At 64.1% G+C, this 25283-nt stretch carries 24 protein-coding genes and 1 pseudogene; 12 read left to right on the forward strand and 13 right to left on the reverse strand.

Translation table 11 applies throughout. The features are described from left to right. Positions 1-5 precede the first annotated feature (5 nt). Positions 6-968 carry a Ku protein gene (locus LL972_RS11330; protein ID WP_228327690.1) on the reverse strand — a complete coding sequence of 321 codons (963 nt, stop codon included), beginning with the start codon at positions 966-968 and terminating at the stop codon, positions 6-8. A gap of 149 nt (positions 969-1117) precedes the next feature. Between LL972_RS11330 and LL972_RS11335 the strand changes: the two genes are divergently transcribed. After that, complete coding sequence (locus tag LL972_RS11335) at positions 1118-1297, forward strand: hypothetical protein (protein WP_228327691.1); 180 nt, start codon at positions 1118-1120, stop codon at positions 1295-1297. 112 nt (positions 1298-1409) lie between these two features. Here the strand turns inward: LL972_RS11335 and LL972_RS11340 are convergent, their stop codons facing one another. The 8 genes from LL972_RS11340 to LL972_RS11375 form a co-directional block, all read right to left on the reverse strand. Next, a complete protein-coding gene (locus LL972_RS11340; RefSeq protein WP_228327692.1) occupies positions 1410-1814 on the reverse strand; it encodes a DUF779 domain-containing protein in 405 nt (134 codons plus the stop codon). A 226-nt stretch (positions 1815-2040) separates the two neighbouring features. Next, positions 2041-2187, reverse strand: coding sequence for a hypothetical protein (locus LL972_RS11345; RefSeq protein WP_228327693.1), 147 nt, complete (start codon positions 2185-2187; stop codon positions 2041-2043). A 182-nt stretch (positions 2188-2369) separates the two neighbouring features. Then, a complete protein-coding gene (locus tag LL972_RS11350) occupies positions 2370-2861 on the reverse strand; it encodes a cupin domain-containing protein (RefSeq protein WP_228327694.1) in 492 nt (163 codons plus the stop codon). A 42-nt stretch (positions 2862-2903) separates the two neighbouring features. Next, positions 2904-3341, reverse strand: coding sequence for a hypothetical protein (locus LL972_RS11355; RefSeq protein ID WP_228327695.1), 438 nt, complete (start codon positions 3339-3341; stop codon positions 2904-2906). Between the two features lie 85 nt (positions 3342-3426). Next, positions 3427-4104, reverse strand: a complete 678-nt coding sequence (locus LL972_RS11360; RefSeq protein WP_228327696.1) for an isochorismatase family protein — start codon at positions 4102-4104, stop codon at positions 3427-3429. A 74-nt stretch (positions 4105-4178) separates the two neighbouring features. Continuing rightward, positions 4179-5060, reverse strand: a complete 882-nt coding sequence (locus LL972_RS11365) for a LysR family transcriptional regulator (RefSeq protein WP_228327697.1) — start codon at positions 5058-5060, stop codon at positions 4179-4181. Positions 5061-5247: 187 nt separating this feature from the next. After that, positions 5248-6777, reverse strand: a complete 1530-nt coding sequence (gene adh / locus LL972_RS11370) for an aldehyde dehydrogenase (RefSeq protein WP_228327698.1) — start codon at positions 6775-6777, stop codon at positions 5248-5250. Positions 6778-7006: 229 nt separating this feature from the next. Then, positions 7007-7498 (reverse strand): hypothetical protein, encoded by a 492-nt coding sequence (locus LL972_RS11375; RefSeq protein WP_228327699.1) that lies wholly within the window; start codon positions 7496-7498, stop codon positions 7007-7009. A gap of 164 nt (positions 7499-7662) precedes the next feature. Here LL972_RS11375 and LL972_RS11380 point away from each other — a divergent pair, with 164 nt between their 5' ends. Then, positions 7663-8394 carry a carbon-nitrogen hydrolase family protein gene (locus LL972_RS11380; protein ID WP_228327700.1) on the forward strand — a complete coding sequence of 244 codons (732 nt, stop codon included), beginning with the start codon at positions 7663-7665 and terminating at the stop codon, positions 8392-8394. Positions 8395-8531: 137 nt separating this feature from the next. Here LL972_RS11380 and LL972_RS11385 read toward each other — a convergent pair whose 3' ends face one another. The 3 genes from LL972_RS11385 to LL972_RS11395 form a co-directional block, all read right to left on the reverse strand. Continuing rightward, positions 8532-8912 (reverse strand): cupin domain-containing protein, encoded by a 381-nt coding sequence (locus tag LL972_RS11385; RefSeq protein WP_228327701.1) that lies wholly within the window; start codon positions 8910-8912, stop codon positions 8532-8534. Positions 8913-9039: 127 nt separating this feature from the next. Next, a complete protein-coding gene (locus LL972_RS11390) occupies positions 9040-9339 on the reverse strand; it encodes a hypothetical protein (protein WP_228327702.1) in 300 nt (99 codons plus the stop codon). A 271-nt stretch (positions 9340-9610) separates the two neighbouring features. Then, entirely contained in the window at positions 9611-11749 is a 2139-nt protein-coding gene (locus LL972_RS11395) for a TonB-dependent receptor family protein (RefSeq protein ID WP_228327703.1), read from the reverse strand. Positions 11750-11905: 156 nt separating this feature from the next. Here LL972_RS11395 and LL972_RS11400 point away from each other — a divergent pair, with 156 nt between their 5' ends. From LL972_RS11400 to LL972_RS11415, 4 genes are all read left to right on the forward strand, one after another. Then, positions 11906-13108, forward strand: a complete 1203-nt coding sequence (locus tag LL972_RS11400; protein ID WP_228327704.1) for an aromatic amino acid transaminase — start codon at positions 11906-11908, stop codon at positions 13106-13108. A gap of 291 nt (positions 13109-13399) precedes the next feature. Continuing rightward, complete coding sequence (locus tag LL972_RS11405) at positions 13400-14416, forward strand: class 1 fructose-bisphosphatase (RefSeq protein ID WP_016903904.1); 1017 nt, start codon at positions 13400-13402, stop codon at positions 14414-14416. A gap of 312 nt (positions 14417-14728) precedes the next feature. Further along, the gene (locus tag LL972_RS11410; protein WP_052767866.1) at positions 14729-15196 is read left to right on the forward strand and encodes a hypothetical protein; all 468 of its coding nucleotides are present in this window, start codon (positions 14729-14731) and stop codon (positions 15194-15196) included. 225 nt (positions 15197-15421) lie between these two features. Beyond that, entirely contained in the window at positions 15422-15676 is a 255-nt protein-coding gene (locus LL972_RS11415; RefSeq protein WP_228327705.1) for a DUF2164 domain-containing protein, read from the forward strand. 149 nt (positions 15677-15825) lie between these two features. On the opposite strand, the gene LL972_RS11420 is transcribed toward LL972_RS11415, so the two are convergent. Next, positions 15826-16467 carry a TetR/AcrR family transcriptional regulator gene (locus LL972_RS11420; RefSeq protein WP_228327706.1) on the reverse strand — a complete coding sequence of 214 codons (642 nt, stop codon included), beginning with the start codon at positions 16465-16467 and terminating at the stop codon, positions 15826-15828. 178 nt (positions 16468-16645) lie between these two features. Between LL972_RS11420 and LL972_RS11425 the strand changes: the two genes are divergently transcribed. The 6 genes and pseudogenes from LL972_RS11425 (at position 16646) to LL972_RS11450 (ending at position 25111) form a co-directional block, all read left to right on the forward strand. Then, entirely contained in the window at positions 16646-17560 is a 915-nt protein-coding gene (locus tag LL972_RS11425; RefSeq protein ID WP_228327724.1) for an NmrA family NAD(P)-binding protein, read from the forward strand. A 1-nt stretch (position 17561) separates the two neighbouring features. Next, entirely contained in the window at positions 17562-18716 is a 1155-nt protein-coding gene (locus LL972_RS11430; protein WP_228327707.1) for an epoxide hydrolase family protein, read from the forward strand. A 195-nt stretch (positions 18717-18911) separates the two neighbouring features. Further along, a complete protein-coding gene (locus tag LL972_RS11435) occupies positions 18912-20546 on the forward strand; it encodes a TldD/PmbA family protein (RefSeq protein ID WP_228327708.1) in 1635 nt (544 codons plus the stop codon). A gap of 773 nt (positions 20547-21319) precedes the next feature. Beyond that, positions 21320-22953 (forward strand): annotated as a pseudogene (locus LL972_RS11440) (TldD/PmbA family protein). A 14-nt stretch (positions 22954-22967) separates the two neighbouring features. Further along, positions 22968-24302, forward strand: coding sequence for a TldD/PmbA family protein (locus LL972_RS11445; protein ID WP_039517956.1), 1335 nt, complete (start codon positions 22968-22970; stop codon positions 24300-24302). Beyond that, entirely contained in the window at positions 24299-25111 is an 813-nt protein-coding gene (locus LL972_RS11450; protein ID WP_228327709.1) for a DUF4159 domain-containing protein, read from the forward strand. Before LL972_RS11445 ends, LL972_RS11450 begins: the two co-directional genes overlap by 4 nt. The last annotated feature ends 172 nt before the right edge of the window (positions 25112-25283 follow it).

Here is a 25283-nt window from a genome sequence, read left to right on the forward strand (position 1 = left end):
TGGGCCTATCCGGCCTTGCGGCGCGGCGGCGCCTTGCTGGCTGTGGCCTTGGTGGCCTTGCCTGCGGCTTTCTTGGTGGCCTTCTTGGCCACTTTCTTGGCGGCTGTTTTGGCGGCGGTCTTTTTGGCTGGCGCAGTTGCCGGCGCGCTGCTCTTCTTGGCTGGCGTGCGCGTGTTGGCCTGCAGGCTCTTTTGCAGCAGCGACATGAAGTCGACCACGTTGGTGGTGGCGTCCTCGTGCTGCGGCGGCTCGACATCCACGGTGGTGGTGCCGCCCTTGGCCTGGATGCGCTTGCGCAGGATCTGCTCGAGCTTGCCGCGGAATTCGTCGTGGTAGTCCTCCGGCTGCCAGGTGCCGGACATCGACTCGATCAGCTGTTTGGCCATCTCCTGTTCCTTGGGCGTGATGCGGTATTCGCCCACCGCGCCGGCCGGCAGCTTGAAATCCTGCGGGTCCACCACTTCCTGCTGGTAGCGCAACAACAGCAGGATCAAGGCATCGCCCTGCGGCATCACCGCGGCCAGGTATTCACGCGTGCGGATGACCACCTTGGCAATGCCCACCTTGCCGGTGTCGCGTAGCGTCTCGCGCAGCAACACATAGCCTTTTTCGGCCTTCTTGCCGGGCACCAGGATGTAGGGCTTTTCGAAATAGCGCGGGTCGATGTCGGCGGCGTCGACAAAGGTTTCCACCTCCACCGTCTCGTGGCTCTCCGGCGAGGCCGAGCGGATGTCCTGCTCCTCGACGATGACATAGCTGCCCTTGTCGTACTCGAAGGCCTTGACGATCTCCTTCCACGGCACCTCGTCGCCGGTGTCGGCGTTGACGCGCTCGAAGCGGATCGGCTTCTTGTCGCGCGAATCGAGCATGCGGAAATGCAGGTCCACCTTGCGCTCGCCCGACATCAACGCCACCGGCACATTGAGCAAGCCGAACGACAGGGTTCCGGTCCAGATCGGTCGTGCCATCGGCGTGTGACTCCGGGTGCTGTTGGGTTAGCACATAGCTGTAACGCTGGCGCTGTGAGCCATGCGTGAGCCATCCGCATGGCGCGACTGCATGCTCTTCACCCCGCGCGCGGTGAACTGCTGGCCCATCTTGGATACAGGAGAACACCATGTCCCGCGACCCACTGCGCGAACAACCGACCCAACCCGGCGAACAGCACGGCAAGCGCGATGCCGAACATTACGAAGACCGCGGTGCAGGCGATGCGCCAGACACGCTGATTCCGGCCGATGGCGACACCCCGGCCAAGAGGCCAGGCACCGCGCCGTCGGCCGCGACAGACCGCTGAAAATATCCAACTGAAACAAAGCGCAGGCGTGCAGCCCCTTGTCCGATGCCATCCCCGAGCCGCGCTACCCGCGCCTGGCCGCCGGTGTGGCGATCAGCCGCGCTGATCAGCCCTACGCCCGACCTGCCTCCTGCAGGCGGGCGAACTCGTCATCGGCAAACAGACGCGAGCGCACCAGAAAGCGCACGCCCTCGCCGTTTTCCAGCGAGAACATGCCGCCGCGCCCCGGCACCACATCGATGATCAATTGGGTGTGCTTCCAGTATTCGAACTGCGAGGGGCTGATGTAGAACGGCGCGCCGCCGATCTCGCCCAGCAGCACGTCGCGATCGCCGACGATGAAATCGCCCACCGGAAAGCACATCGGCGAGGAACCATCGCAGCAGCCGCCGGATTGATGGAACAGCACATCGCCGTGGCGCGCGCGCAGCGTGTCGATCAACTGCAACGCCGCCAAGGTGGCCATGACCTGCAGCGGCATCTCCGATTGCGTGGGGGATTGCGTGGTGTAGTGCATCGTCGGCCTCCTGCAGCCGCATCAGGCTGCCCTGTCAGGCACGATACGCCCTCACGTTGCTGCGCGCATGCGTTCTCCGGGGAGTGTCACGCGGCCGTGCTGCAAGGTGCAGCCCGACCTACGCGGCTGCGCCGATTGGACAACTGTCGTGGCGGGGAGTTGCCTGCTGTCCGATGCGGCACGCTGCAGCGCTGCTTGAAGCGCCGGCTCATCAGAGGTTACGGGCTTAGATCTTGATGAAATTGTGCGTAGACAAGACACCGAACGGCAACGAGGCGAGCCGGCCGCCGAGCAACAACACCGGCGGTCCTTTGCCGCCGGTGACCACATGCAGCCCGATCTGCCCGATCTCGACGCGGTAGCTGCGAAACACCTACTCGAAGCCGTCTGGGAGCCAGGGAACTCCGTCGATGGAGCCGAAACCTGTAATGGGCAACACATGGCTAGTCAAACAGTGTCTCCTCAAACAAGTGGCCGTGTCGCCATCACTGCGCACGATGGCGATTGACACATCACTGCTGCAGCGTCACTGCAGCACCGGCGACGCTGCGCAGGCTAATCATGAGAGGCCAAAACGATGCCATGCCGCGCGGCCGCTGCTTTCATCCGCGCAATCTCGGCGGCGTCCACGGCAGGTGGCGGGCCGTCGTTGGTGACAGGCTGCCCCGACTCGCGGAAGAAATCTTCGATTCCTCCGGGGGTGAAACCCAGCAAGATGCGGCTTGGAGTGCTGGCCGTGTTTCGGAAGTGATGCATGATGCCGCGCGGCCCAAAGGCGAAGCCACCCGGTCCCACGGCATGCACCGCATCGCCGATATGGATTTCGAACGTGCCATCGAGCACGAACCAGAATTCGTCCTCGTTGGTATGGATGTGCGGCGGCGGACCATTGCCAGGTGAAGTGAGACATTCGACCACCGTGTAACTGCCATCGGTCGTCGCTGCGGTTGCCTTGAAGATCAAGGTATCCGCGACAAACCAGACACGTTCGCTCTCACCTGCATCAACCGAAAAACCGCTCGCCATGCTTGCGTGAAGCTCGTTCATTGCATGCTCTTTGTTAAGTGGATGAGTGCAGGCCGATGCCGGTCAGCCCTGGAACACCGGAACCGGGCCGGCAGCGCGATGCACCGGCAGACGCGCCTGGAGTTCTGCAATTCGTCGCTCGCCAGCGTCCAATGCAGCGCGGTTGGTATGCACCGAATAATTGCCCATCACCAGCGCATGCGGATGCGGCACCGCCGAGGCGATGACAAAGCGCGCACCGTCTGGCGAGGCGATCAGCTCGATCGCGCCTATGCCATCGAAGATCGCCATCTGGCCGCGCCTGACCTGTTGGTCGCAGGCGACCACCCCGTGGCTGACCGCAAGCCAGGCCACGTCCTGCCCGGCAGGTGGCGTATACGTCCAGGCTTGGCCGGCACTCAACGTCACCATTAGATAGGTGATGCCTGGCGGCGAGCGCACTGGGCTTGTCTTGCCCTCGTAATGCCCAAGGATGACGACAGCCGGCCCCGTGATCGGCATGACCGACCCCTCATGGTGCATCTCCTCGTTGGCCCTGCCTGCCGCTGCTTGGCGCAATGACAGGCGCCATGGCTCTGTCAACAGATCAGTAATTGAGGATCGGCATCAGCTTCTGGCCGTTGACGCTGGTCCAGTCCACTGCCAGCTCGGCGATGATCTGGTCGACCGTGGTGATGACTGCACCTGCATTTTCCATGCGACGCAGGGCGAGGTCGTCGCCGTACTTGGTACCTGAGGCCGATGCATCGGCCGATACCTGGACCTCGTAGCCTTCTTCGAGCATCTGCAGCACTGGGAACAGCACGCAAATCTCGGTGGTGATGCCGGCCACGAACAGCTTCTTGCGGCCAAGTGCCTTGACCGCGTCATTGAAGCCCTGATGGTGCATCGCATTGACGATGCCCGGACGCTTGACGCGTGCAGCATGGGCTGCGGGCAGGATTTCTTCCAGCTCGGCCATCAGAGGACCCGGAGCACGGTCTTCCATACTGGTGGTCAGCAGCACCGGGATTTCCAGCGCTGCGGCGATCTTGGCCAGCTTTACGGTGTTGGACTTGACCAGGTTCAGGTCGTGCGAGTGTGTGAATGCCATCGTGCCGAGTTGGTGATCGATCAGCAACATAGCGGCATTTTCGGGTGTGAAAGCAGTGCTGTGCATGTAGGTCTCTCTTGGATATGGCGTCGGATGTGCTTGCTGCCCGGGAAATATAGTCACGCACCTGACGGCCCGGTAGTCGCGCGGGCCGCTCTTGTCTGTTGCCAAAACCGAAACACGCCAGGCCGGTGACGGCCTAGCGAAATCCCTTCAAACAGACACGCGATAGTGCTTCCCTATCGTCAGCAGTCGTCCTGGGACGCGTTGAAGTGCGCGATCAGCATGTCGGTGAACGTTGTCACTTTGCGGGTAGGATTTGCACCCGGTGGACGCACCACGAACACACCGATATCGACCAGCCGGTGCTGCTTCATTACCGGCACCAAGCGGCCGGCGGCCAACGACTTGCGGATCAGAAAGTCGGGGAGTGCGGCCACGCCCAGCCCCGCCAGTACAGCAGAGGTCAGTGCATGGCCACTGTCCGCCTTGTACCGGCCTTGCGGCCGGAACGCGTGTTGCTTGCCTGCGTCGACGAACTGCCAGTTTTCGGTGCCCTGCAACAGCGCCTCATGCGTGGCGAGTTCCTCAAACGTTTCAGGCGACCCATGCGTGCGCACATAATCCGGGCTGGCGACGATCCAGGTCTTTACTAGGCCCACCCGTCGCGCCTGCAGCGAGGAATCGGGCAGTTGCCCGATGCGCACAGCGCAATCGAAGCCTTCGCCAACGATATCGACGAAGTGATCGGAGTGACTGGTGCTAATCCGCAGCGCAGGGTTTTGGCGTGCCAGCTCTATCAAAACGGGCGCCAGATGCGATGGGCCGAGTGAAACTGGCACCGAGACCCGGAACAGCCCACGCAGATCGCCGGCAGGAAGAATGGCGTCGCGCGCGGCTTCCATTTCTGCCACTGCGGTCTCGGCATGCTCCAGTAATATCGAACCGGCATCGGTAAGCGCTGCACCGCGCGTGGTCCGCGCGATCAATTGGGTGCCGAGCTCGTTTTCGAGCCGGGCCAACCGACGACTGACAATCGATTTGGAAATCGCCAGCCGCCGCGCAGCATGCGAGATGCCGCCGGCCTTGGCGATCTCCACGAACGTTTGCAGATCCTCGATATCCATACAGTTCCTCGACCTTGCCAGATGTGGTCAGCGTTGCGCCGATCGGGTGATAGGGGGCGGCGTCGGCCAACGATGGCGATGCTGTCGACCACAACATGGAGCTGTTGCTCCACAAGACAAGAGTGGCACCGCCGGTGTGCCGACGATGCCACTCTTGCGCTATGTGTATTGCCAAAAGCGACAACTCTCAGAAAAACCCGAGCGCCTTGGGCGAATAGCTCACCAACAGATTCTTGGTCTGCTGATAATGGTCGAGCATCATCTTGTGATTCTCGCGGCCGATGCCCGACTGCTTGTAACCGCCGAACGCGGCATGCGCCGGATAGGCGTGGTAGCAGTTGGTCCACACGCGCCCGGCCTGGATCGCGCGGCCCATGCGGTACAGGCGCGCCGCATCACGGCTCCACACGCCGGCACCCAGGCCGTACAGCGTGTCATTGGCGATCGCCAGCGCTTCGGCCTCGTCCCTGAAGGTGGTCACCGACACCACCGGCCCGAAGATCTCTTCCTGGAACACGCGCATCTTGTTGTGGCCCTTGAACACCGTCGGCTTGACGTAGAAGCCCCCGGACAGCTCGCCGTCGAGCGTGTTGCGCTCGCCACCGATCAAAACCTGCGCAGCCTCCTGCTTGCCGATATCGATATAGGACAGGATCTTTTCCAGCTGCTCGCTGGAGGCCTGCGCGCCGACCATGGTGTTGGGGTCGAGGGGGTTGCCCTGCTTGATCGCAGCCACGCGCGCCAGCGCCTTTTCCATGAATTTGTCGTAGATCGATTCCTGGATCAGCGCACGCGAGGGGCAGGTGCACACCTCGCCCTGGTTGAAGGCGAACAGCACAAAGCCCTCCACCGCCTTGTCGAGGAAGTCGTCGTCTTCGGCCATGACATCGGCAAAGAAGATGTTCGGCGATTTACCGCCCAGCTCCAGCGTCACAGGGATCAGGTTCTGGCTGGCGTACTGCATGATCAGCCGGCCGGTGGTGGTTTCGCCGGTGAAGGCGATCTTGGCGATGCGCGGGTTGCTGGCCAGCGGCTTGCCTGCCTCCAGGCCGAAGCCGTTGACCACGTTGAGCACGCCGGGCGGCAGCAGGTCGCCGATGACCTCCATCAGCACCAGGATCGAGGCCGGGGTTTGCTCGGCCGGCTTCATCACCACGCAGTTGCCGGCGGCCAGGGCCGGTGCGAGCTTCCAGCACGCCATCAGCAGCGGGAAATTCCACGGAATGATCTGCCCGACCACGCCGAGCGGTTCGTGGAAATGGTAGGCGATGGTGTCGCTGTCGATCTCGGAGATGCCGCCTTCCTGCGCGCGGATGGCGCCGGCGAAATAGCGGAAGTGGTCCACGCACAACGGCACGTCGGCATTGAGCGTTTCGCGCACCGGCTTGCCGTTGTCCCAGGTCTCGGCATAGGCGAGCAGTTCCAGATTCTGCTCGATGCGGTCGGCGATCCTGAGCAGCACGTTGGCCCGATCGGTGGTGGAGGTCTTGCCCCAGGCATCCTTGGCCGCATGCGCGGCGTCCAGCGCCGCTTCGATGTCCTGCGCGTTGGAGCGCGCGATCGAGGTGAACACCTTGCCATTGATCGGCGTGGTGTTGTCGAAATACTGGCCGCTTTGTGGCGCCACCCACTTGCCGCCGATGAAGTTGTCGTAGCGCGGCTTGAAGATGGACTGCGGATCGGTATTGAGCGGTTTGGCAGAGGCAAGCGCGTTCATCATGGTCTCCTGCGGCGTGGTCCGATGCGCACGTGTATACCCGGGCAAGTGCTAGCGCAATGTCATGTCATGCGCTGTTGCGCTGCGTCATTGCAGCGCTGCGGCCGCAGCGCATGAAATCGGCAGAATTACGCTGCAGCGCGTCATCGTGTGCGCCTGGGGCGACGCTCGATGTGTGAGCACACGCAGCGTGCGATGTGTGACTTGCACGCTGTGCACAGCATCCACCTCAACCGCGCGGCGCGGCCGGCTTGAACACGTCGGGATCGGCCATGGCAGCGGCGCAGTCCTGCGTTTTCCTCAGGTGATAGGCCTGCAACTGCCACCCCGCTGTGGCCGATGCCGCAGCCCACCGATAGGTCCAGTGGTAGCGCAAGCCTGCGCCACATGCGTCGACGGCGACGGTGTCCCCGGGCTGACCCTGCTCGGGAAACGCCACCTCGGCACTGGTCAGATCCGCACGCCCGCCGGCACCTGAGGCGTGCGTGCGGTAACTGGTGCGCAGCTGACCAAGCGCGGCGGCACTTGCCGGCGGTTGCGCCTTGGACGGCTGCGCCAGCAACCAGCGATGCACCTGTACGACTGCCGGGCTATTGGCCGGATAAGTCCGTGTCACCTGCAGCGTGCCCTGCTCCGAAGACGCAGCGGCACCGGCAACGGCAGCGGTCAGGAGGCTGGTCGCGCCGAGCACTGCAATCGACACCGCTCCCAGGAATGTCATCCCATGCTCCATGCGTTGTGTGCGGAAAGCCGAGCGTAGCACGCACTTCACAGTCGACTGGCCAAAGGTGTTACAGCGCGTCGTGCATGACGAAGCTGCTCCACTCGGTGGTTGCGACGCCAGGTGTCTACGCTTAGCCTCACCACATGGACACGAGACAGGCAATGAAGCTCGTCGCTGCGCAAATCCTTTCTGCACCTGGCGAAATCGAAACGAACATCGGTAAACACCTTGATGTCATCCGCTTGGCGGCGGGCAAAGGTGCCGATGTGGTGGTCTTTCCCGAGCTTTCCCTTACCGGGTATGAGCCCGGGATGGCGGAAGCCCTGGCGGTGCACCCAACGGATGCGCGCCTTGATGCGTTTCAGGTATTGAGTGACCGCCATGGCATGCTCATCGCCGTTGGCGCGCCTACGAAGGGGGCAAAAGGTACCGAGATCGGCATGCTTTGCTTCCAGCCAGGGCTGGAGCGCACTGCCTATTCCAAACAGCATCTCCACCCGGACGAATTAGCTTTTTTCTCTCCCGGCACTGAACAGCGAGTGCTCAGACAGGCAGATCATGTCCTGGCACCCGCCATCTGCTACGAGTCATTGCAGGCAAGCCATGCAGAACACGCTGCAGAGTTGGGCGCTCAGGTGTATCTGGCAAGCGTGGCCAAATCCGAGAGGGGCGTGGCATCGGCCTACCGTCATTATCCGGCGACTGCAAAAAAGCATTCCATGACGGTAATGATGGCCAACTGCGTCGGCGCCGCTGACAGCTTTATCGGAGCGGGTCTGTCTGCCATCTGGAACCGCGACGGTGAACGCGTTTGCAGTGCCGACGCCTTTCAAGAGGCCTTGGTGGCGTACGACCTACGGACTGGAGAAGCGAGTGTCTCCCGATTGGCGTGAGGCCAGGCAAATCTGGGATCACCGATGCTTCGGTCTTGTGTCTGGTTCAACCGGCGCGCCTTGCAAGGGACGGAAAGCTGGCAACGCGACTGCCCGCTGGTCACGGTAAGAATGCCAAGCACCCGCATGCACGACGATCAGAGCCAGACGTCGTTGTCTGCGGTGTAGGCGCCACCCGCATCGCCGGTATTGACCACGCCGCGCGGCTCGACCAGCAGCACGCTGCATTCGTGCTCCGCCGCCGGCCTGTGTTCGACACCCTTGGGCACCACGTGCATCTGCCCGGCCGACAGCGCGACCACACCATCGCGAAATTCGATGGTCATGGTGCCGTCCAGCACGATAAACACCTCGTCCGTGTCCGCATGCTGATGCCACACGAACGCACCTTGCAGCTTGACCAGTTTGAACTGGTAGTCGTTCATTTCCGCGACGACACGCGGGGACCAGTGCTGCGACAGCAAGGCGAGCTTGTCGCTGAAATCGATCGGGGCGTAGCGCGTGTTCAAGGGAAACATCCTTGTGGCGGGAATGCGCCTACAAGCTTAGTGCATCGCATTGCGCGCAGTCACTGCTGCATCAACGCGGCGCCTTGCAGTGACACTCAATAAGCAACGCGATCGGTTTGCCCGGCGCGATGCGCGCTCATGCACGCGCGGTGCGGGTGTCTGCCGCACGCCACGCTTGCACGGCTGCGCTGACCTGCGCCCCATGGCTGGCGCTGACATCGCGCATGGCAAAGGCGTGCGGCTGCCATTGCACCTGCGCAGCCAGTCGTGCGCAGGCGGCGTGCCCGTCTGCCAGCACGTCGGCCTGCTCCATTGCGTTCAACAGCAGCAGGATGGAGAAGCCGGTGGCCGAGATCGTGCAGTTGATGTCCAGCCAGTAACGGTTGTCCTCGCGCAGCAGAAACCAGTCTGCGGGGGCGTGATCGATGACGATCATGGTGTGGTCTGGTGTGGTGGATCGATGGCAAACCATGGATTAGCGAGACGGCTTTTGTCGCGCCCTGGTGCGCTCCTACGGGCGGTGTGCATGGTGTTGAATGCGCGCCGCCTGCGGCCGGCTCAGCCTATGAAATCACGCTGCAGGCCGACCGTTTGTTGGAGGCGCATCGCCGTGGCGACGCGCGCGTTGGCGGGACGGCTTTGTCGCGCCCGGGTGCGCTCCTACGGTGACGTGCGTGTTGTTGCACGCACGTCCGCCTGCGGGTGGCTCAGCCGCCGAAATCCCATTGCAGGCCAACCGTGTAGGTGCGGTCCGGGCCGGGTTCGTAATAGCGCCCGTTGCCGTCGTTGACGATCACCGAGCCGATGTAGTGCCGGTCCAGCGCATTGTCGATGCGGGCGAAGGTGCGCAGCCCGCCCAGCGTGGTGGTCCAGCGCCGGGACGCTTCCAGGTTGACCAGCGCGTAGCCGGGCGCGCGCTCGGTGGCCAGGTCGTTGACCACGGTGGCATCGGAGGCCACCGTTTCGGCGGCGAACTGCCATTGCGCCGGCTGCCACTGCCAGCGTGCGAACAGCTGCTGGCGCGGCACGCCCGGCAGGCGCGCGCCGCTGGCCACCGGTGCGGTGGGCGTGGCGCAGCCGCTGCTGGCGCAGGTGAGGTAGCCATCGCGCACGCTGGCATCGACGAAGGTGTAGGCCAGCTGCAACTGCTGGGTGGTGCCCACCGGTTGATTCCAGCTCAGCTCCGCGCCCTGGCGGCGGGTGGCGCCAATGTTGCGGTAGGTGCTGCGGCCGTTGGTGTTGCTGGCCACCGCCAGTTCGTCGTCGGTGTCGGCGCGGAACAGCGCCACCTCCACCGCTGCGCCGCTTTGTGCGCGCCACTTGCTGCCGATCTCATAGTTGCGGCTGGTCGCCGCGCCCAGATCCAGTGCCAGGCCGGCGCCGCCGTCGCTGCGATAACCCAGCTCGTTGAAGGTGGGCGTTTCGAAACCGCGGCCGACCGACGCATAAAACCGCAGATCGTCGGCAGCGCGGAACACGATGCCGGCCACCGGCGTGGTTGCCGAATAATCGCGCTGGCCGCTGTCGTCGGGATTGCGCCCGAGGATGTAGTGGTCGTCCGAGTCGAAGCGCACCTGGCTATGCCGCACGCCCAACAAGGCGGACCAGCGCGCGCTCCACTGCCACCACGCCTGCGCAAACTGGTCCACATTCTCGACCTGATCGCGCTGGTTGCGGCGCAGCGCGCCCTTGACGCCCAGCGTATCGCCGACGAAGTTTTCGTAACCGGTGCGGTGCTGGCGCTGGCGATCGACGTTCGCGCCCACGGTCAGCTGCAACGGCCGGCCCAGCGCCTCGCCCTGCCAGGCCCAACGCGCGTCGGCGCCCTCGTAATTGCTGTCCAGATCGATCACCCCGCCCGAATGCAGCGGGTTGCGCTGCACCGCCACCGGGATCGCCAGGAACTGCTCCACGCTGCGCTGCCCGCCGTAGGCCATCAGCCGCAGCGTCTGGCTGTCCAGCTGCTGAGTGAAGATGGCCCCCGCTTGCGACTGCCGCACCGATTTGCGGGTGTTGAACTGGGTGGCCACCGCCGTGGCCTGCGCCGGGTCGGCGTTGAACTGTGCGCGGGTCAGGCCGAGCGGGTCCTGCGCGTCGGGTGCGTCCAGATAGTTGAGCACCAGGTCCAGCCGGCGGCCCTCGGCCAGATCGAAGCCGAGCTTGGCGTTGACCGAATCGCGCTTTGCGCGGCTATGGGCGCGGAAGCCGTCGGTTTCGAAATGATTGGCGGCCAGGTTGTAGTGCACCGCGCCCTGCTGGCCGAGCAATTGCGCGCCCGTGTTGACGGTGGCGTTGCTGCCGTAGGTGGCGCGCAGCCGCCAGGGGTCGTTTGGGGCGCCGTCGGCGCTCCACAGCTGCAGCACGCCGCCGGAGGAGTTGCCGTACAGCGCCGAGAACGGCCCGCGCAGCACTTCCACCCGCTCGGCGCCGAGCACGTTGAAGTGCGACAGCTGGCCCTGGCCATCGGGCATGCTGGCCGGGATGCCGTCCACCAGCAGGCGCACGCCGCGCACGCCGAAGGTGGAGCGCGCACCGAAGCCGCGGATCGACAGCTGGGTGTCCTGCGCATAGTTCTGCCGATCGCGCGCCACCAGCCCGGGGATGCCGTCCAGCAGCTCGGACACTTGCGCGCCGCGGCGGTTGTCGGCATCGGCCGCCACCACGGTGAAGGAGGCCGGCAGGTCGAAGTCGTCCACCCCGCGCACGCGCGCGGCGTCCACCTGCACGGTCGGCAAGCGCTGGATCGGTGGGGAGGCGGGCGGCGCCGCATCGGCGGCCAGGACGGGCGGCGCGGCGCTCGTGGCGAACAGGCCGCAGGCGGCGGCCAATAGGGTCAGTCTGGGCATGGGCGTAGTGTCCCTCATCCGTACTGTGGCCGCATCGTTGCGTACGGAACGAAGCATGCTACGCCGGCCATGGGCTGCTACGATGAAGTGGTTTGGCCCAGCCGCGGCCGAGCATCCGGAAGTCCCTCACTCTTTCGTCCTTCAGCGAGTCATGCCGTGTCCTTCTTTGCAAACGTGGAACAGGTTCCAGGCGACCCCATCCTGGGCCTGACCGAGGCCTACAACGCCGACAGCCGCCCCAACAAGGTCAACCTGGGCGTGGGCATCTATTACGACGAGAACGGGCGCATCCCGCTGTTGCGCGCCGTGCACAAGATCGAGCAGCAGCTCGCGCTGGACGCCAAACCGCGCGGCTACCTGCCCATCGACGGCCTGGCCGCCTACGACAAGGCCACCCAGGAGCTGCTGTTCGGCGCCGAGTCGGCGCTGGTGGCCTCCGGCCGCGTGGCGACCTCGCAGACCGTCGGCGGCAGCGGCGCCTTGCGCGTGGGCGCGGACCTGCTCAAGAAGCTGCTGCCCACGGCCACCATCGCCATCAGCAACCCGAGCTGGGAAAACCATCGCGCGGTGTTCGGCGCGGCCGGCTTCGAGGTCGTGGACTACACCTATTTCGATGCTGCCAGCCATGGGCTGAACTTCGACGGCATGCTCGCCGACCTGGCAAAACTCGAACCGGGCACCGTGGTGCTGCTGCACGCCTGCTGCCACAACCCCACCGGCGCCGACCTGACCAAGGACCAGTGGAAGCAGGTTGCTGGGCTGTTGAAGGAACGCATGCTGTTCCCGTTCGTCGACATCGCCTACCAGGGTTTCGACAAGGGCATCGAGGCCGATGCCTACGCGGTGCGCCTGCTCGCTGCCGAAGGCATCGACAGCTACGTGGTCGCCAGTTCGTACTCCAAGTCGTTCTCGCTGTACGGCGAGCGCGTGGGCGCGCTGTCGGTGGTCTCGGCCACTGCGGCCGAAGCCAAGGCCGTGCAATCGCAGGTCAAGCGCATCATCCGCACGATCTACTCCAGCCCGTCCACGCACGGCGCCGCCCTGGTGGCCGGCGTGCTGACCAGCCCGGAGCTGCGCGATCTGTGGGAGCAGGAGCTGACCGAGATGCGCGAGCGCATCCACGCCCTGCGCGCGGGCCTGGTGGCCAAGCTCGCCACGCTGGGCGCGCCGGAGTTCGACTTCATCCAGCGCCAGGCCGGCATGTTCTCGTACTCGGGCCTGACCCGGACCCAGGTGGACCGCCTGCGCGAGGAGTTCGCCATCTATGCCGTCGGCACCGGCCGTATCTGCGTGGCCGCGCTGAGCCAGCGCAACCTGGACTATGTGGCACAGGCCGTGGCCACGGTCAGCCGCATGTAAGCGACGCAGCGTGGTCGGCCACAGCGGCCAACGCCTGCACACCGGGAGCGCGCCAGCCTCCCGGTTTTTTTGTGCCCGCAAACGCCCCCCTTCCCAGCCCTCGCCGCGTCCTTCCCCCGCCGGCGGGGGAAGGTGCCCGAAGGGCGGATGGGGGCAAGCGCAGCGCGACCATCGCTCCCCCATTCGCGCATGTTCGATCAACAACGCGGCAAAACGCGCATCCAGTGATCGAAATCTAACGGCGCAATGGCGACAATGGCGGACCACTTCCTACACAGGCTGCCCGCTCCCATGTCGCGTCCCTCGCTGACCCGCTTCCTGATCGAAGAGCAACACGCCGGCCGTATCGACCCGGAATTGCGCCAGCTGATCACCATCGTCTCGCGCGCCTGCAAGCGCATTTCCATCGCCGTGAGCAAGGGCGCCCTGGGCGGCGTGCTTGGCGATGCCGGCACCGGCAACGTGCAGGGCGAGGCGCAGAAGAAGCTCGACGTGCTCAGCAACGACATCCTGCTCGAAGCCAACGCCTGGGGCGGCCACCTGGCCGCGTGCGCGTCGGAAGAAATGGATCACAGCCAGCCGGTGCCCGACCAGTACCCCAGCGGCGATTTCCTACTGCTGTTCGATCCGCTGGACGGCAGCTCCAACATCGACGTCAACGTCTCGGTCGGCACCATCTTCTCGGTGCTGCGCGCGCCCAAGGGCACCGAAAAGCCCGGCGACGAGCACTTTTTGCAGCCGGGCACGCAACAGGTGGCCGCCGGCTACTGCATCTACGGCCCCAGCACGATGCTGGTGCTTACGCTCGGCCACGGCACCCACGCCTTCACCCTGGAGCGCGAGGAAGGCAGCTTCCTGCTGACCCAGGCCAACATGCGCGTGCCCGAAGACACCGCCGAATACGCCATCAACATGTCCAACCAGCGCCACTGGGAGCCGGCCATGCAGTCCTACGTCAGCGACCTGCTGGCCGGCAAGGACGGCACCCGCGGCAAGGACTTCAACATGCGCTGGATCGCCAGCATGGTCGCCGACGTGCACCGCATCCTCACCCGTGGCGGCATCTTCATCTACCCCTGGGACAAGAAGGACGCGTCCAAGCCGGGCAAGCTGCGCCTGATGTACGAAGCCAACCCGATGAGCATGCTGGTGGAACAGGCCGGCGGCGCGGCCACCACCGGGCGCGAGCGCATCCTTGACCTCCAACCGACGCAGCTGCATCAGCGCGTGCCTGTGTTCCTGGGGTCGAAGAACGAAGTGAATGAGGCCACGCGCTATCACGTGGAGTTCGACAAGGCACAGGGCTGAACTTTCGGCGCGAGCCACACGCCGCGCTGATGCCTGCCAGACACCCGCCCCGTGCGGGTGTCTTTGTTTGTGACAACGGCAGATTACGCAGTCAATGATGGTCTGCAGAGCGACGAGAACTGCGCCAGCAGCCACATCCTGCCGTCGGTTGACTCACCACCGGGCAGCGGTGAGTATCGCCCTCGGGCCGGAGTGGGACGGTCTACGGGAAGTCGATCTCTACGCGCAATGCCTTGCAAGCAGTCGCCTGACTGCCCGCAGGGATCACATATCGATCAGGGAGTTCACATGAAGACCGCATGTGTTGCACTGGTGGCTGCCGTCATGTTGCAGGCCACACCCGCCTTCTCCGCATCAACCGCGCCATCGCCACTGGTCGGAACCTGGCTGCTGGACACCAGCAGCCTGCCGATGCCGGCAGCGGTACGACCCAAACGTGTCGTTCTGGAGTTCAAACAGGTTCCAGGCAACAAGTGGGCCACCAGCGCCGAGATCATCGAACACGACAACAAGACGCTGCAGGCGCAATCCACGCTGTTGCTGGACGGCACACCGGGCAAGGCCTCGGGCACCTACCTGGTGGATCGCGCCGCAGTCAAAATGCCAGAGCCCGGCGTGCTGGTGATGCAGTTGATGTATCAAGGCGTCCCGGCATCCACACGCACCTATACGGTCAGTGCCGACGGCAAGGTCATGACCGAGATTGAAGCGTACTTCAAGGACGGCAACCCGGTAATGCGCACGGCGTATTTCAAACGCGCGGCAAGTCAGTCCAAGTGAACACGGGCGAGCCGACGCCGCATCGCGGCGCGGCTCGTTTATTTGAGGAGCAGCGGCAGTTTGAAGGCAGGGAGCCTGTATGCGACATCTTTTACCGATCGATCTTGCAGCCACATTACGGCGCAGCAGGTCGGTCGCGTAGTTCTCGGAAAAAGTATCGCCCCAAGCTACCTGTGTCGCGACGCACATCGCCCCGATACCGTAGTTGAGCCAACCAGAGCATCCATGACCGAGATCAAATTCAGCGAAGGCGAGCGGGCGGCGATCACGCGCAAGATCCAGCTGTACTTCAGCGAAGAGCTGAAGCAGCAGATCGGACGCTTCGATGCGGAGTTTCTGCTGGATTTCTTCGCCGAAGAGGTGGGAGCCTATTTCTACAATCGGGGCGCCTACGATGCGCAGGCCATCGTTGCCAGCAAGCTGGATGACCTGGGTGAGGCGATCTACCAGCTGGAACGTCCTACCGACTTCAAAAAGTGATCCGTCACCTCACGATGCCAAAGCACTGAGAAGTTCCATTTCGCTGCTGCGAGCAGGGACAACATGCGCGTGTCAGAGATACCGCCGAATACGCCATCAAGTCGCTGCGTTGCGTTGCGTTGTTCAATGATTCCTGCAACGCAAGGGTGTCACTGAGGACTTCCGGTTTCCAGCTGGCCAGCATCCTTGAGAAGTGCAAGCGCCCACTCCACACGCGCCGATGCGGTGGCGATCAGGTCGTCCGGGTGCTCGCCCAGCAGCGCGCGCAGTTGATGCGGGGCGAAGACCAGATCGACGAAGTGGCTTGCCAGCGCAGACGGATTAGCCGGTTGATCCGGGCCGTCCAGGATCGTCATCTGCACCCGCCGCAGCCCGCCCTCCCAGCCAATGCGGTTGACTTCAGCGGCAAGCGCTGGCGCGCGGATGGAGGTGCCGACGACCAGGCGCATCATGGCCACCGTCTGGGGCTGTAATGCATGCGCAAGTATCCCTTGTCCTGCGTGTCTCAGGCGCCCCTCCAGATCCATGGCGACGCTGGCTGCGGCAGGCAGCGGCTGGGTGTCGACATCGCGACGGACCACCGCCTCAAAGATGGCGTCTTTGTTGGCATAGCGCGCGTAAAGGCTTGCCTTGCCCGCGCCTGCCAGCCGCGCGATGTCCTCGCACGAGGTGTCCTCGAATCCGCGCTCCAGGAAGAGTTGCAGTGCCGCATCGAGTAAGCGCCGTTCGACATCACCCGCCTTATCGAGTGGCGGCCGTCCGCCTTTTGATTTTTGCTTGACCGCTTTCATGCACGAAAACTTACACGCCGCTTGCATCCCCATCAACTGAACGTTATCGTTCAGTTATTCGCTGCGTGGTCTGCCAAGCCGGCGAATGGCCTGGGTGCTGCGTGACAGACAGCTCGCATCTTCTGTTGCAGTTCCCGTTGCCGTCGTTGGCGCGAAAGACCCAAGCGAGAGGCAAGTCGTGACGTCAGATGTGAGATCCCCAATCGTTGTTGCAGGCGCCACCGGCGACCTGGGTTGCCGCATCGCCTTTGCCCTGCAGGACCAGGGCGCCGCGGTGGTTGCGCTTGTTCGGCAAGGTGCGGGCAAGGACCGTATCGCGGCCTTGCAACGCAGGAACATCACGATCCGCTACGTCGAGATGGAAGACGCCAAATCGTTGCGTGAGGCGGTCCGGAATGCGGCATGTGTCGTTTCCGCGCTCAACGGCCTGGAAGACGTCATGCTGGGTCAACAGGGAAAGCTGTTGCATGCAGCGGTCAGCGCCGGCGTGCCTCGCTTCATCCCGTCTGATTTCTCGCTGGACTATACGAAGACACGGCCGGGCGACAATCGAAACCTGGATTTGCGGCGCCGGTTCAGAGACCAACTGGATGCCGCGCCGATCGCGGCCACCTCGGTTCTGTGCGGTGGTTTTCTGGAGCTTCTCGAGGGCAGTGCACGCCTCGTGGTTCCGGGCCGTCGTGTCATGCATTTTGGCGACGCACACCAGCAGCTCGATTTCACCGCCAAAGATGACGTCGCCAGCTACACGGCCGCGGCCGCACAGGATGCCACGGCCCCGCGGGACCTGCGCATTGCCGGCAACAGCATTTCGCCCAACGACATCGCGCAACTGCTCACCGAACTCACCGGGCAGCGCTATCGCACGCTCAGGCCCGGCGGGCTCGGGACGATGTCGGCAATCATCAGTGCAGTGCGTGCACTCACGCCCGCCAGCGATGATCCCTTCCCTCCCTGGCAGGGCATGCAATACCTGCGCGACATGATGAGCGGGCGCGGCAAGTTGGTCCCGCTGGATAACGATCGCTACGGTGCGCGCTCCTGGCAAACAGCCCGCCAGACACTGGCCAATACGTACGTACGGGAGTCTTGAGATGCGCGATGGCATTGCACCGTTCCACATCCAGGTTGCACAAGCGGAGCTGGATGACCTTGCACACCGGCTGAGGCAAACGCGTTGGCCGAGCAGGGAAACCGTGGCGGACCACAGCCAGGGCCCACAGAGCGAGCGCATCCGGCGCCTGGTGGACCGCTGGCAGTCTGGTTACGACTGGCGTGCGACAGAGCGGTTGTTGAACGGCTGGAACAGCAGCCGTACCACGATCGATGGACTGGAGATCCAGTTCCTGCATGTACGCTCGCCGGAGCCAACTGCGCTTCCGTTGCTGCTGACGCACGGGTGGCCCGGATCGGTGCTCGAATTCCGCGAGGTGATCGGCCCCTTGAGTGACCCGGTGGCCCATGGCGGGCAGGCGTCGGACGCCTTTCATCTCATCATTCCATCCCTGCCTGGCTTTGGGTTCTCTGCAAAGCCGACCGCCCGTGGCTGGGGAATCGGGCGCACGGCTGCGGCATGGGTCGAACTGATGCGCCGCTTGGGGTATGGCGAGCGCTGGGCCGCACAGGGCGGCGATTGGGGCAGTGCGATCACCACCGCGCTTGGATTCATGCAGCCACCGGGCCTGGTGGGCATCCATCTGAACATGGTGATGTTTGAACCCAGCACGCAGGAAATCGCCGAAGCCACACCGGCCGAGCAGAAGATGCTGGAAGATGCCCAGCGCTACTACGCGGAATTTTCCGGCTACATGAAGCTGCAAAGCACCCGGCCGCAGTCGGTGGGCTTCAGTTTGGCTGACTCCCCGGTGGGCCTGGCTGCATGGATCTATGCACTCTTTCAGGACGTCTCACAAAGCGACGGCGAACCGGAGAACGTGTTCGCCTTGGACCACCTCATCGATGACATCATGCTGTACTGGCTCCCGAACGCAGGGCCCAGCTCGGTGCGTCTGTATTGGGAAGCCGCGCAGGAAGCCAGGGCGCAGATGCCTTCGCATCCAATGCCCACGCCCACCGGCATCAGCATGTTTCCCGGCGAGCAGGTGCGCCTTTCCCGGCGCTGGGCAGAGCGCCGTTTTGCGGATCTCCGCTTTTTTGGGCAAGCGCAGCGGGGCGGACATTTTGCTGCGATGGAGAATCCGCCGGTCTTTGTCGATCATTTGCGAACGACGTTTCGATCGCTGCGGTGACGGCGGCCGCTCCTGGCATGCCGGCACTGCCTTCGCGCCACGGCCCTGCCGACGCTGCCGATGTCTCCGCTTTGCAGTTGGAGTTGCCTGACGCCAGGCCGGCACTGCCCCCTTGACCGCCGTCGCCTGCACGGGCCAGTCTCGGGGGCTGGCGCGGCGGGGAGTCGTGCCGCTGGCCTTCAACGGAGAACCGCCGTGGACCGTCGTACCTTCCTCACCTTGTCCGGCATCGGTGCTGCCGGGCTGCTGCTGCCGCACACGCGCCTGATCGCGGCCGAGCAGTTGCTCGCTCCCAACGATGCCGCGCGCAGCCGTCGCTTGTCCGATACCGCGCTGAGCACGGCCAAGGCGGCCGGTGCCAGTTATTGCGATGTGCGCGTGGGCCGTTATCTGCGCCAGTTCGTGATCACCCGCGAGGCGCAGGTGGAGAACGTGGTCAATGCCGAATCCAGTGGCGTTGGCGTTGGCGTGCGCGTGCTGGCCGATGGCGCGTGGGGGTTTGCGGCCACCAACACGCTCACCAGCGATGGCGTGGCCACCGCCACGCGCCAGGCGGTGGCGATCGCCAAGGCAAACGCGCGGCTGGGCGGTGCGCCGGTGCAGCTGGCGCCGGTGACGCCTGCCGGGCAGGTGCAATGGCGCACGCCGATCCAGAAGAACGCGATGGAAGTGCCGCTGGGCGACAAGGTGGCGCTGCTGATGGACGTCAACGCGGCGGCGTTGAATGCCGGTGCGACCTTCGTGGCCTCGCGCATGTTCGCGATCAACGAGCAAAAGTATTTCGCCAGCAGCGATGGCTCCTACATCGACCAGGACGTGCACCGGTTGTGGCTGCCGTTCACCGTTACCGCGGTGGACAAGGCCAGTGGCAAGTTCCGCACCCGCGACGGGCTGTCGGCGCCGATGGGCATGGGCTACGAATATCTCGACGGCGATGCCAGCCAGAAGCACCAGCTGCCAGGCGGACTGATCGGTTACGGCCACAGCTACGATGCGCGCGAGGATGCGATCGCCGCCGCCAAACAGGCGCGCGCCAAACTCACCGCGCCGTCGGTGAAGGCCGGCAAGTACGATCTGGTGATCGACCCGAGCAACCTGTTCCTCACCATCCACGAGTCGGTGGGCCATCCGCTCGAGCTCGATCGCGTGCTCGGCTACGAGGCCAATTACGCCGGCACCAGTTTTGCCACGCTGGACAAGCGCGATGCCGGCTATCGCTGGGGCAGCGATGCGGTGACCTTCGTCGCCGACCGCACCCAGCCCGGCAGCCTGGGCGCAGTGGGTTACGACGATGAGGGCGTCAAGAGCAAGCAATGGGAGCTGGTGAAGGACGGCATCCTGGTCGACTACCAGTGCACGCGCGATCAGGCGCATCTGCTCGGCAAGACCGCGTCCGATGGCTGCAGCTATGCCGACTCGTGGTCCAGCGTGCAGTTCCAGCGCATGCCCAACGTCTCGCTGGCGGCAGGCAAGACGCCGTTGGCGGTTGCCGACATGATCAAGAACGTCGAGCGCGGGTTGTACATCCACGGGCGCGGCTCGTACTCGATCGATCAGCAGCGCTACAACGCGCAGTTCGGCGGGCAGTTGTTCTACGAAATCGAGAATGGCCAGGTCACGCGGCTGGTGGAAGACGGCGCCTACCAGATCCGCACGCCGGAATTCTGGAACGCCTGCAGCGCGGTCTGCGACCAACGCGACTTCCGCCTGGGCGGCTCGTTCTTCGATGGCAAGGGCCAACCCAGCCAGGTATCAGCGGTCTCGCACGGGTCGTCCACGGCGCGCTTCGATGGCATCAACGTGATCAACACCGCGCGTGCGTTGGGCTGAGAGCGGCTAATAATGATGTCGATTCTTAGCGTTGTTGGGTGCGATCAAAAGCTTGGTTAGTCGAGTGCGCGGTGCCCTCGCCGCTCGCGGGACACGCCGTGAATCCGTCCGTGGAGGCTCGGTGGCGGCATCCATGCCGCCACACGGTCCCGCAAGCGGCAAGGACACCGCACCAGAGAGTGATTCGGTTGCTTTTTTTGAAGCCTCAGGTTGATCGCCTCGCGTTGCGAAGATGATCCGCGGCGTTATTCAACAACGCACGTCATGCTTTGCTCTCACTATGCGTACCGACCATCTCGCCTGGTCCTTGCCCGCCAACCGTCGCGGGACCTTACGCGGCATGGATGCCGCGTAAGAGCCTCCATGGACGGATTCACGGCGTGTCCTGCGATGGTGGGCGGGCAAGGACACTGCAGCAACCCCGCAGACCATCGTTTCGTTTTCAGCCGCCGTGGCCCATGTGAAACAGCGACTGCGCGCGATGGCACACGCGCGTGGATGCCACGATCGCCAGCGAGAAAGGCACGCGTGGTATCGATCGCACCGAGGGCATCGCGATGAGGACGCACCACACGCAGCCAGCCGCGCTCGCCACACGTGCAGGCCTGCTACGCCACCGGGTTCATGCACGTGTTGCGTTTGCATACCTACCCCTGCCGAAAGTCATTTGACGCAGCGTTCATCGCCCGGCAAGAATCGGCGATACCGTGCAGATAGCGATCTGTGCGTCACCACACTACCTGCGCGCCGCGCGGGATCATTGGGGAGTTGCCGTGCAGCGACGTGATTTCCTGGCCCTGACCGGGCTGACCATGGGCGGCTGATCGTGCCGGCTTACTTCGGCAAGGCGATCGCCGCCGAGCAGTTGGTGACGCAGCTTGATGTGGGCCGCAAGAAGCGCCTGGCTGATGCCGGCCTCAACGCCGCGCGTCAGGCCGGTGCGAGCTATTGCGATGTCCGCATCGGCCGTTATCTGCGCCAGTTCGTCATCACCCGCGAGGACAAGGTGCAGAACGTGGTCAACACCGAATCCATCGGTGCGGGCGTGCGCGTCCTGGTGGCGGGCGCCTGGGGGTTTGCCGCCACCAACGAGCTCACCGAACAGGGTGTGGCCAAGGCCGCGGCGCAGGCCGCCGCGATCGCCAAGGCCAATGCCAAGGTGCAGGGCACGCCGGTGCAGCTGGCGCCCACGCCGGGCGTGGGCGAGGTCAGCTGGAAGACGCCGATCAGCAAGAACGCGATGGAAGTGCCGATCAAGGACAAGGTGGACCTGCTGCTGGGCGTCAACGCTGCCGCCACCGCTGCCGGCGCCAACTTCGTCAATTCGATGCTGTTCGTGGTCAACGAGCAAAAGTACTTTGCCAGCACCGACGGCTCGTATATCGACCAGGACGTGCACCGCATCTGGGCGCCGCTGAGCGTGACCGCCATCGACAAGGCCAGCGGCAAGTTCCGCACCCGCGACGGCTTGTCCGCACCGATGGGCCTGGGCTACGAATATCTGGATGGCGCCGCCGCGGGCAAGTTCGTCTCGCCCAATGGCGTGGTGAATTACGGCCTGTCCTACGACATGAAGGAGGACGCGATCGCCGCGGCCAAGCAGGCGCAGGAAAAGCTCAAGGCGCCGTCGGTGAAGCCGGGCAAGTACGATCTGGTGCTGGACCCCTCGCACACCTGGCTCACCATCCACGAGTCGGTCGGCCACCCGCTGGAGCTGGATCGCGTGCTCGGCTACGAGGCCAATTTCGCCGGCACCAGTTTCGCCACGCTGGACAAGCTCAAGGCCGGTTTCCAGTACGGCAGCGACAAGGTGCATATCCTGGCCGACAAGATCCAGCCCGGCAGCCTGGGCGCGGTGGGCTACGACGATGAAGGCGTCAAGACCAAGCAGTGGGACCTGATCCGTGATGGCAAGCTGGTGGACTACCAGGCCATCCGCGACCAGGCGCATATCCTCGGCAAGACCGCCTCCGACGGGTGCTGCTACGCCGACTCGTGGTCGAGCGTGCAGTTCCAGCGCATGGCCAATGTGTCGCTGGCCGCCGGCAAGACACCGTTGAGCGTGAGCGATCTGATCAAGAACGTGGAAAACGGCATCTACATCATCGGCGACGGCTCGTTCTCCATCGACCAGCAGCGTTACAACGCGCAGTTCGGTGGCCAGCTGTTCTACGAGATCAAGAACGGCACGATCACCCGCATGCTCGAGGACGTGGCCTACCAGATCCGCACGCCGGAATTCTGGAACGCCTGCAGTGCGGTGGCCGATCAACGCGACTACCGCCTGGGCGGCTCGTTCTTCGACGGCAAGGGCCAGCCGAGCCAGTCCTCGGCGGTCTCGCATGGCTCATCCACCGCCCGTTTCGACGGCATCAACGTCATCAACACCGCCCGCTCGCTCGGCTGACAGGAGAAACCCACATGAGCATCCTTACCGAAGCGCAGGCCAAGGCCATCCTGGACAAGGTCATCAAGCTGTCCAAGGCCGACGAGTGCACCGCCACGCTCAGCGGTTCGATCGACGGCAATATCCGTTTCGCGCTCAACAACGTGTCCACCAGCGGCATCGTCGACAACACCGACCTGCAGGTGCAGGTGGCGTTCGGCAAGCGCGTGGGCATCGCCACCATCAACGAGTTCGACGACGCCGCGCTGGAGCGCGTGGTGCGGCGTGCCGAAGACCTGGCGCGGCTGGCGCCGGAAAACCCGGAATTCATGCCGGCGGTGGACAAGCAGACCTACAAACCCAGCCCCACCTTCAGCGAATCCACCGCCGCCATCGACCCGGCATTCCGCGCGCAGGTGGCCGCCGATTCGATCGCCCCGTGCAAGGGCAAGGGATTGATCGCGGCCGGCTTCCTGGAAGATGGCCAGAGCTTTACCGCGTTCGCCAACAGCAAGGGCAACTTCGGCTACCAGCGCGGCGCGCGTTTCGACTACACCTGCACCGTGCGCACCGAAGACGGCCGCGGCTCGGGCTGGGTGGGCCGCAACCTCAAGGATGCCGCCGACTTCAAGGCCGAGCAGGACATCCGCATCGCCATGCGCAAGGCCAGCGACTCGTCCGAAGCCAAGGCGCTGGAACCGGGCAAGTACACGGTGATCCTGGAGCCGGCAGCGGCGGCAGGCCTGATTTCTTTCATGATGCGCTACTTCGATGCGCGCATGGCCGACGAGGGCCGCAGCTTCCTGTCCAAGAAGGGCGGCGGCAACAAGCTGGGCGAGCAGGTCTACGACCCGCGCGTGAACATCACCGCCGACCCGTGGGATGCGCGTGCCGCCGTGCTGCCATGGGACGAGGAAGGCCTGCCGCGCGAGAAGATGCCGATCGTGGAGAACGGCAAGATCGCCAACCTGCAGTATTCGCGGTTCTGGGCGCAGAAGAACGGCAAGCGCGCGGTCGGCGAGCCGGGCAACCTGCTGATGGCCGGTGGCGACAAGAACATCGCCGAGCTGGTGCGCGGCACCGAGAAGGGCATCCTGGTCACGCGCACCTGGTACATCCGCATGGTCGACCCGCAGACCGTGCTGCTGACCGGGCTGACCCGCGATGGCACCTTCTACATCGAGAACGGGCAGATCAAGTACCCGGTGAAGAATTTCCGCTTCAACGAATCGCCGATCATCATGCTCAACAACATCGACGAGCTGGGCAGGCCGGTGCGCGTGGCCGGCGATGAATCCAGCTACGTGATGATGATTCCGCCGATGCGGCTGCGCGACTTTACGTTTACCTCGTTGTCGGATGCGGTGTGACTGAGAGCCGGGAATCGGGATTCGGGAATCGGGAATGGGAGAGCAAGCGCCGCTCCTCCCAACCTGATTGTTTACAAGCGCTTCCGGTTCCCGGTTCCCTCCCGGCCACGACATCGCGACGCCATTTCCTCGGTCTGCTGCTCGGTAGTGCCGCAACGCTGGCACTGCCGCTGCAGGCGCGGGCGGCGGGCAACTACGATTTCTGGTTTACACGGTTGCGCTATGACTCGGGCGATTGGGATGTGGATGCGCGCATGCCGTCCAACCTGATCACCTCGTTGATCGATTACACCCAGCTGCGCGTGGACCCGCAGGAGCATGTGCTGGACCTGGCCGATCCGCGCATGCTGCAGGCACCGTTCTGCTATCTGTCCGGGCACAAGCTGGTGGAGTTCAATCCCGCCGAGCGGCGCAACTTCGAGCGCTATGTGCGCAATGGCGGGTTCGTGTTCGTGGACGACTGCAATCACGATATCGACGGCCTGTTCGCCACCTCGTTCGAGGCGCAGATGGCAGCGATCTTCGGCAAGAGCGCATTGCAGAAACTGCCCAAAAACCATCGTCTCTACAGCGCGTTCTTCAAGTTCCCCGACGGCCCGCCGGCCACCAGCTTCGAGCTCAATGGCTGGGGCGACGATCTGGTGCACGATTATCTCAGGGGCATCAGCATCGATGGCCGGCTCGGCGTGTTGTACAGCAACAAGGATTACGGCTGCGAATGGGATTACGACTGGCGCAACAAGCGGTTTTTGGCCGAAGACAACACCAAGTTCGCAGTGAACATCGTGATGTATGCGCTGACCAACTGAAATCGATCCGTAGGAGCGCGCTAGCGCGCGATGAGGCTTTATCGGTAACGCCATATCGCGCGCCAGCGCGCTCCTACAGGACGCACGTGAGATTTTTTCCAGGCAACACACCACCGCAACCACCCGCCGTCGCATACGCCAGCCGCGCACGCCTTTGTAGGAGCGCGCTTGC

Source organism: Xanthomonas campestris pv. asclepiadis (genome assembly GCF_020784175.1).
Classification (GTDB): Bacteria; Pseudomonadota; Gammaproteobacteria; order Xanthomonadales; family Xanthomonadaceae; genus Xanthomonas; species Xanthomonas campestris_D.

Coding starts and splice junctions, on each gene's coding strand:
- LL972_RS11385 (WP_228327701.1), bottom strand. CDS start 8,912: ATGTTTCCCTTGAACACGCGCTACGCCCCGATCGATTTCAGCGACAAG.
- LL972_RS11350 (WP_228327694.1), bottom strand. CDS start 2,861: ATGAACGAGCTTCACGCAAGCATGGCGAGCGGTTTTTCGGTTGATGCA.
- LL972_RS11335 (WP_228327691.1), top strand. CDS start 1,118: ATGTCCCGCGACCCACTGCGCGAACAACCGACCCAACCCGGCGAACAG.
- LL972_RS11390 (WP_228327702.1), bottom strand. CDS start 9,339: ATGATCGTCATCGATCACGCCCCCGCAGACTGGTTTCTGCTGCGCGAG.
- LL972_RS11380 (WP_228327700.1), top strand. CDS start 7,663: ATGAAGCTCGTCGCTGCGCAAATCCTTTCTGCACCTGGCGAAATCGAA.
- LL972_RS11415 (WP_228327705.1), top strand. CDS start 15,422: ATGACCGAGATCAAATTCAGCGAAGGCGAGCGGGCGGCGATCACGCGC.
- LL972_RS11405 (WP_016903904.1), top strand. CDS start 13,400: ATGTCGCGTCCCTCGCTGACCCGCTTCCTGATCGAAGAGCAACACGCC.
- LL972_RS11395 (WP_228327703.1), bottom strand. CDS start 11,749: ATGCCCAGACTGACCCTATTGGCCGCCGCCTGCGGCCTGTTCGCCACG.
- LL972_RS11420 (WP_228327706.1), bottom strand. CDS start 16,467: ATGAAAGCGGTCAAGCAAAAATCAAAAGGCGGACGGCCGCCACTCGAT.
- adh (WP_228327698.1), bottom strand. CDS start 6,777: ATGAACGCGCTTGCCTCTGCCAAACCGCTCAATACCGATCCGCAGTCC.
- LL972_RS11445 (WP_039517956.1), top strand. CDS start 22,968: ATGAGCATCCTTACCGAAGCGCAGGCCAAGGCCATCCTGGACAAGGTC.
- LL972_RS11355 (WP_228327695.1), bottom strand. CDS start 3,341: ATGCCGATCACGGGGCCGGCTGTCGTCATCCTTGGGCATTACGAGGGC.
- LL972_RS11375 (WP_228327699.1), bottom strand. CDS start 7,498: ATGACATTCCTGGGAGCGGTGTCGATTGCAGTGCTCGGCGCGACCAGC.
- LL972_RS11365 (WP_228327697.1), bottom strand. CDS start 5,060: ATGGATATCGAGGATCTGCAAACGTTCGTGGAGATCGCCAAGGCCGGC.
- LL972_RS11430 (WP_228327707.1), top strand. CDS start 17,562: ATGCGCGATGGCATTGCACCGTTCCACATCCAGGTTGCACAAGCGGAG.
- LL972_RS11340 (WP_228327692.1), bottom strand. CDS start 1,814: ATGCACTACACCACGCAATCCCCCACGCAATCGGAGATGCCGCTGCAG.
- LL972_RS11330 (WP_228327690.1), bottom strand. CDS start 968: ATGGCACGACCGATCTGGACCGGAACCCTGTCGTTCGGCTTGCTCAAT.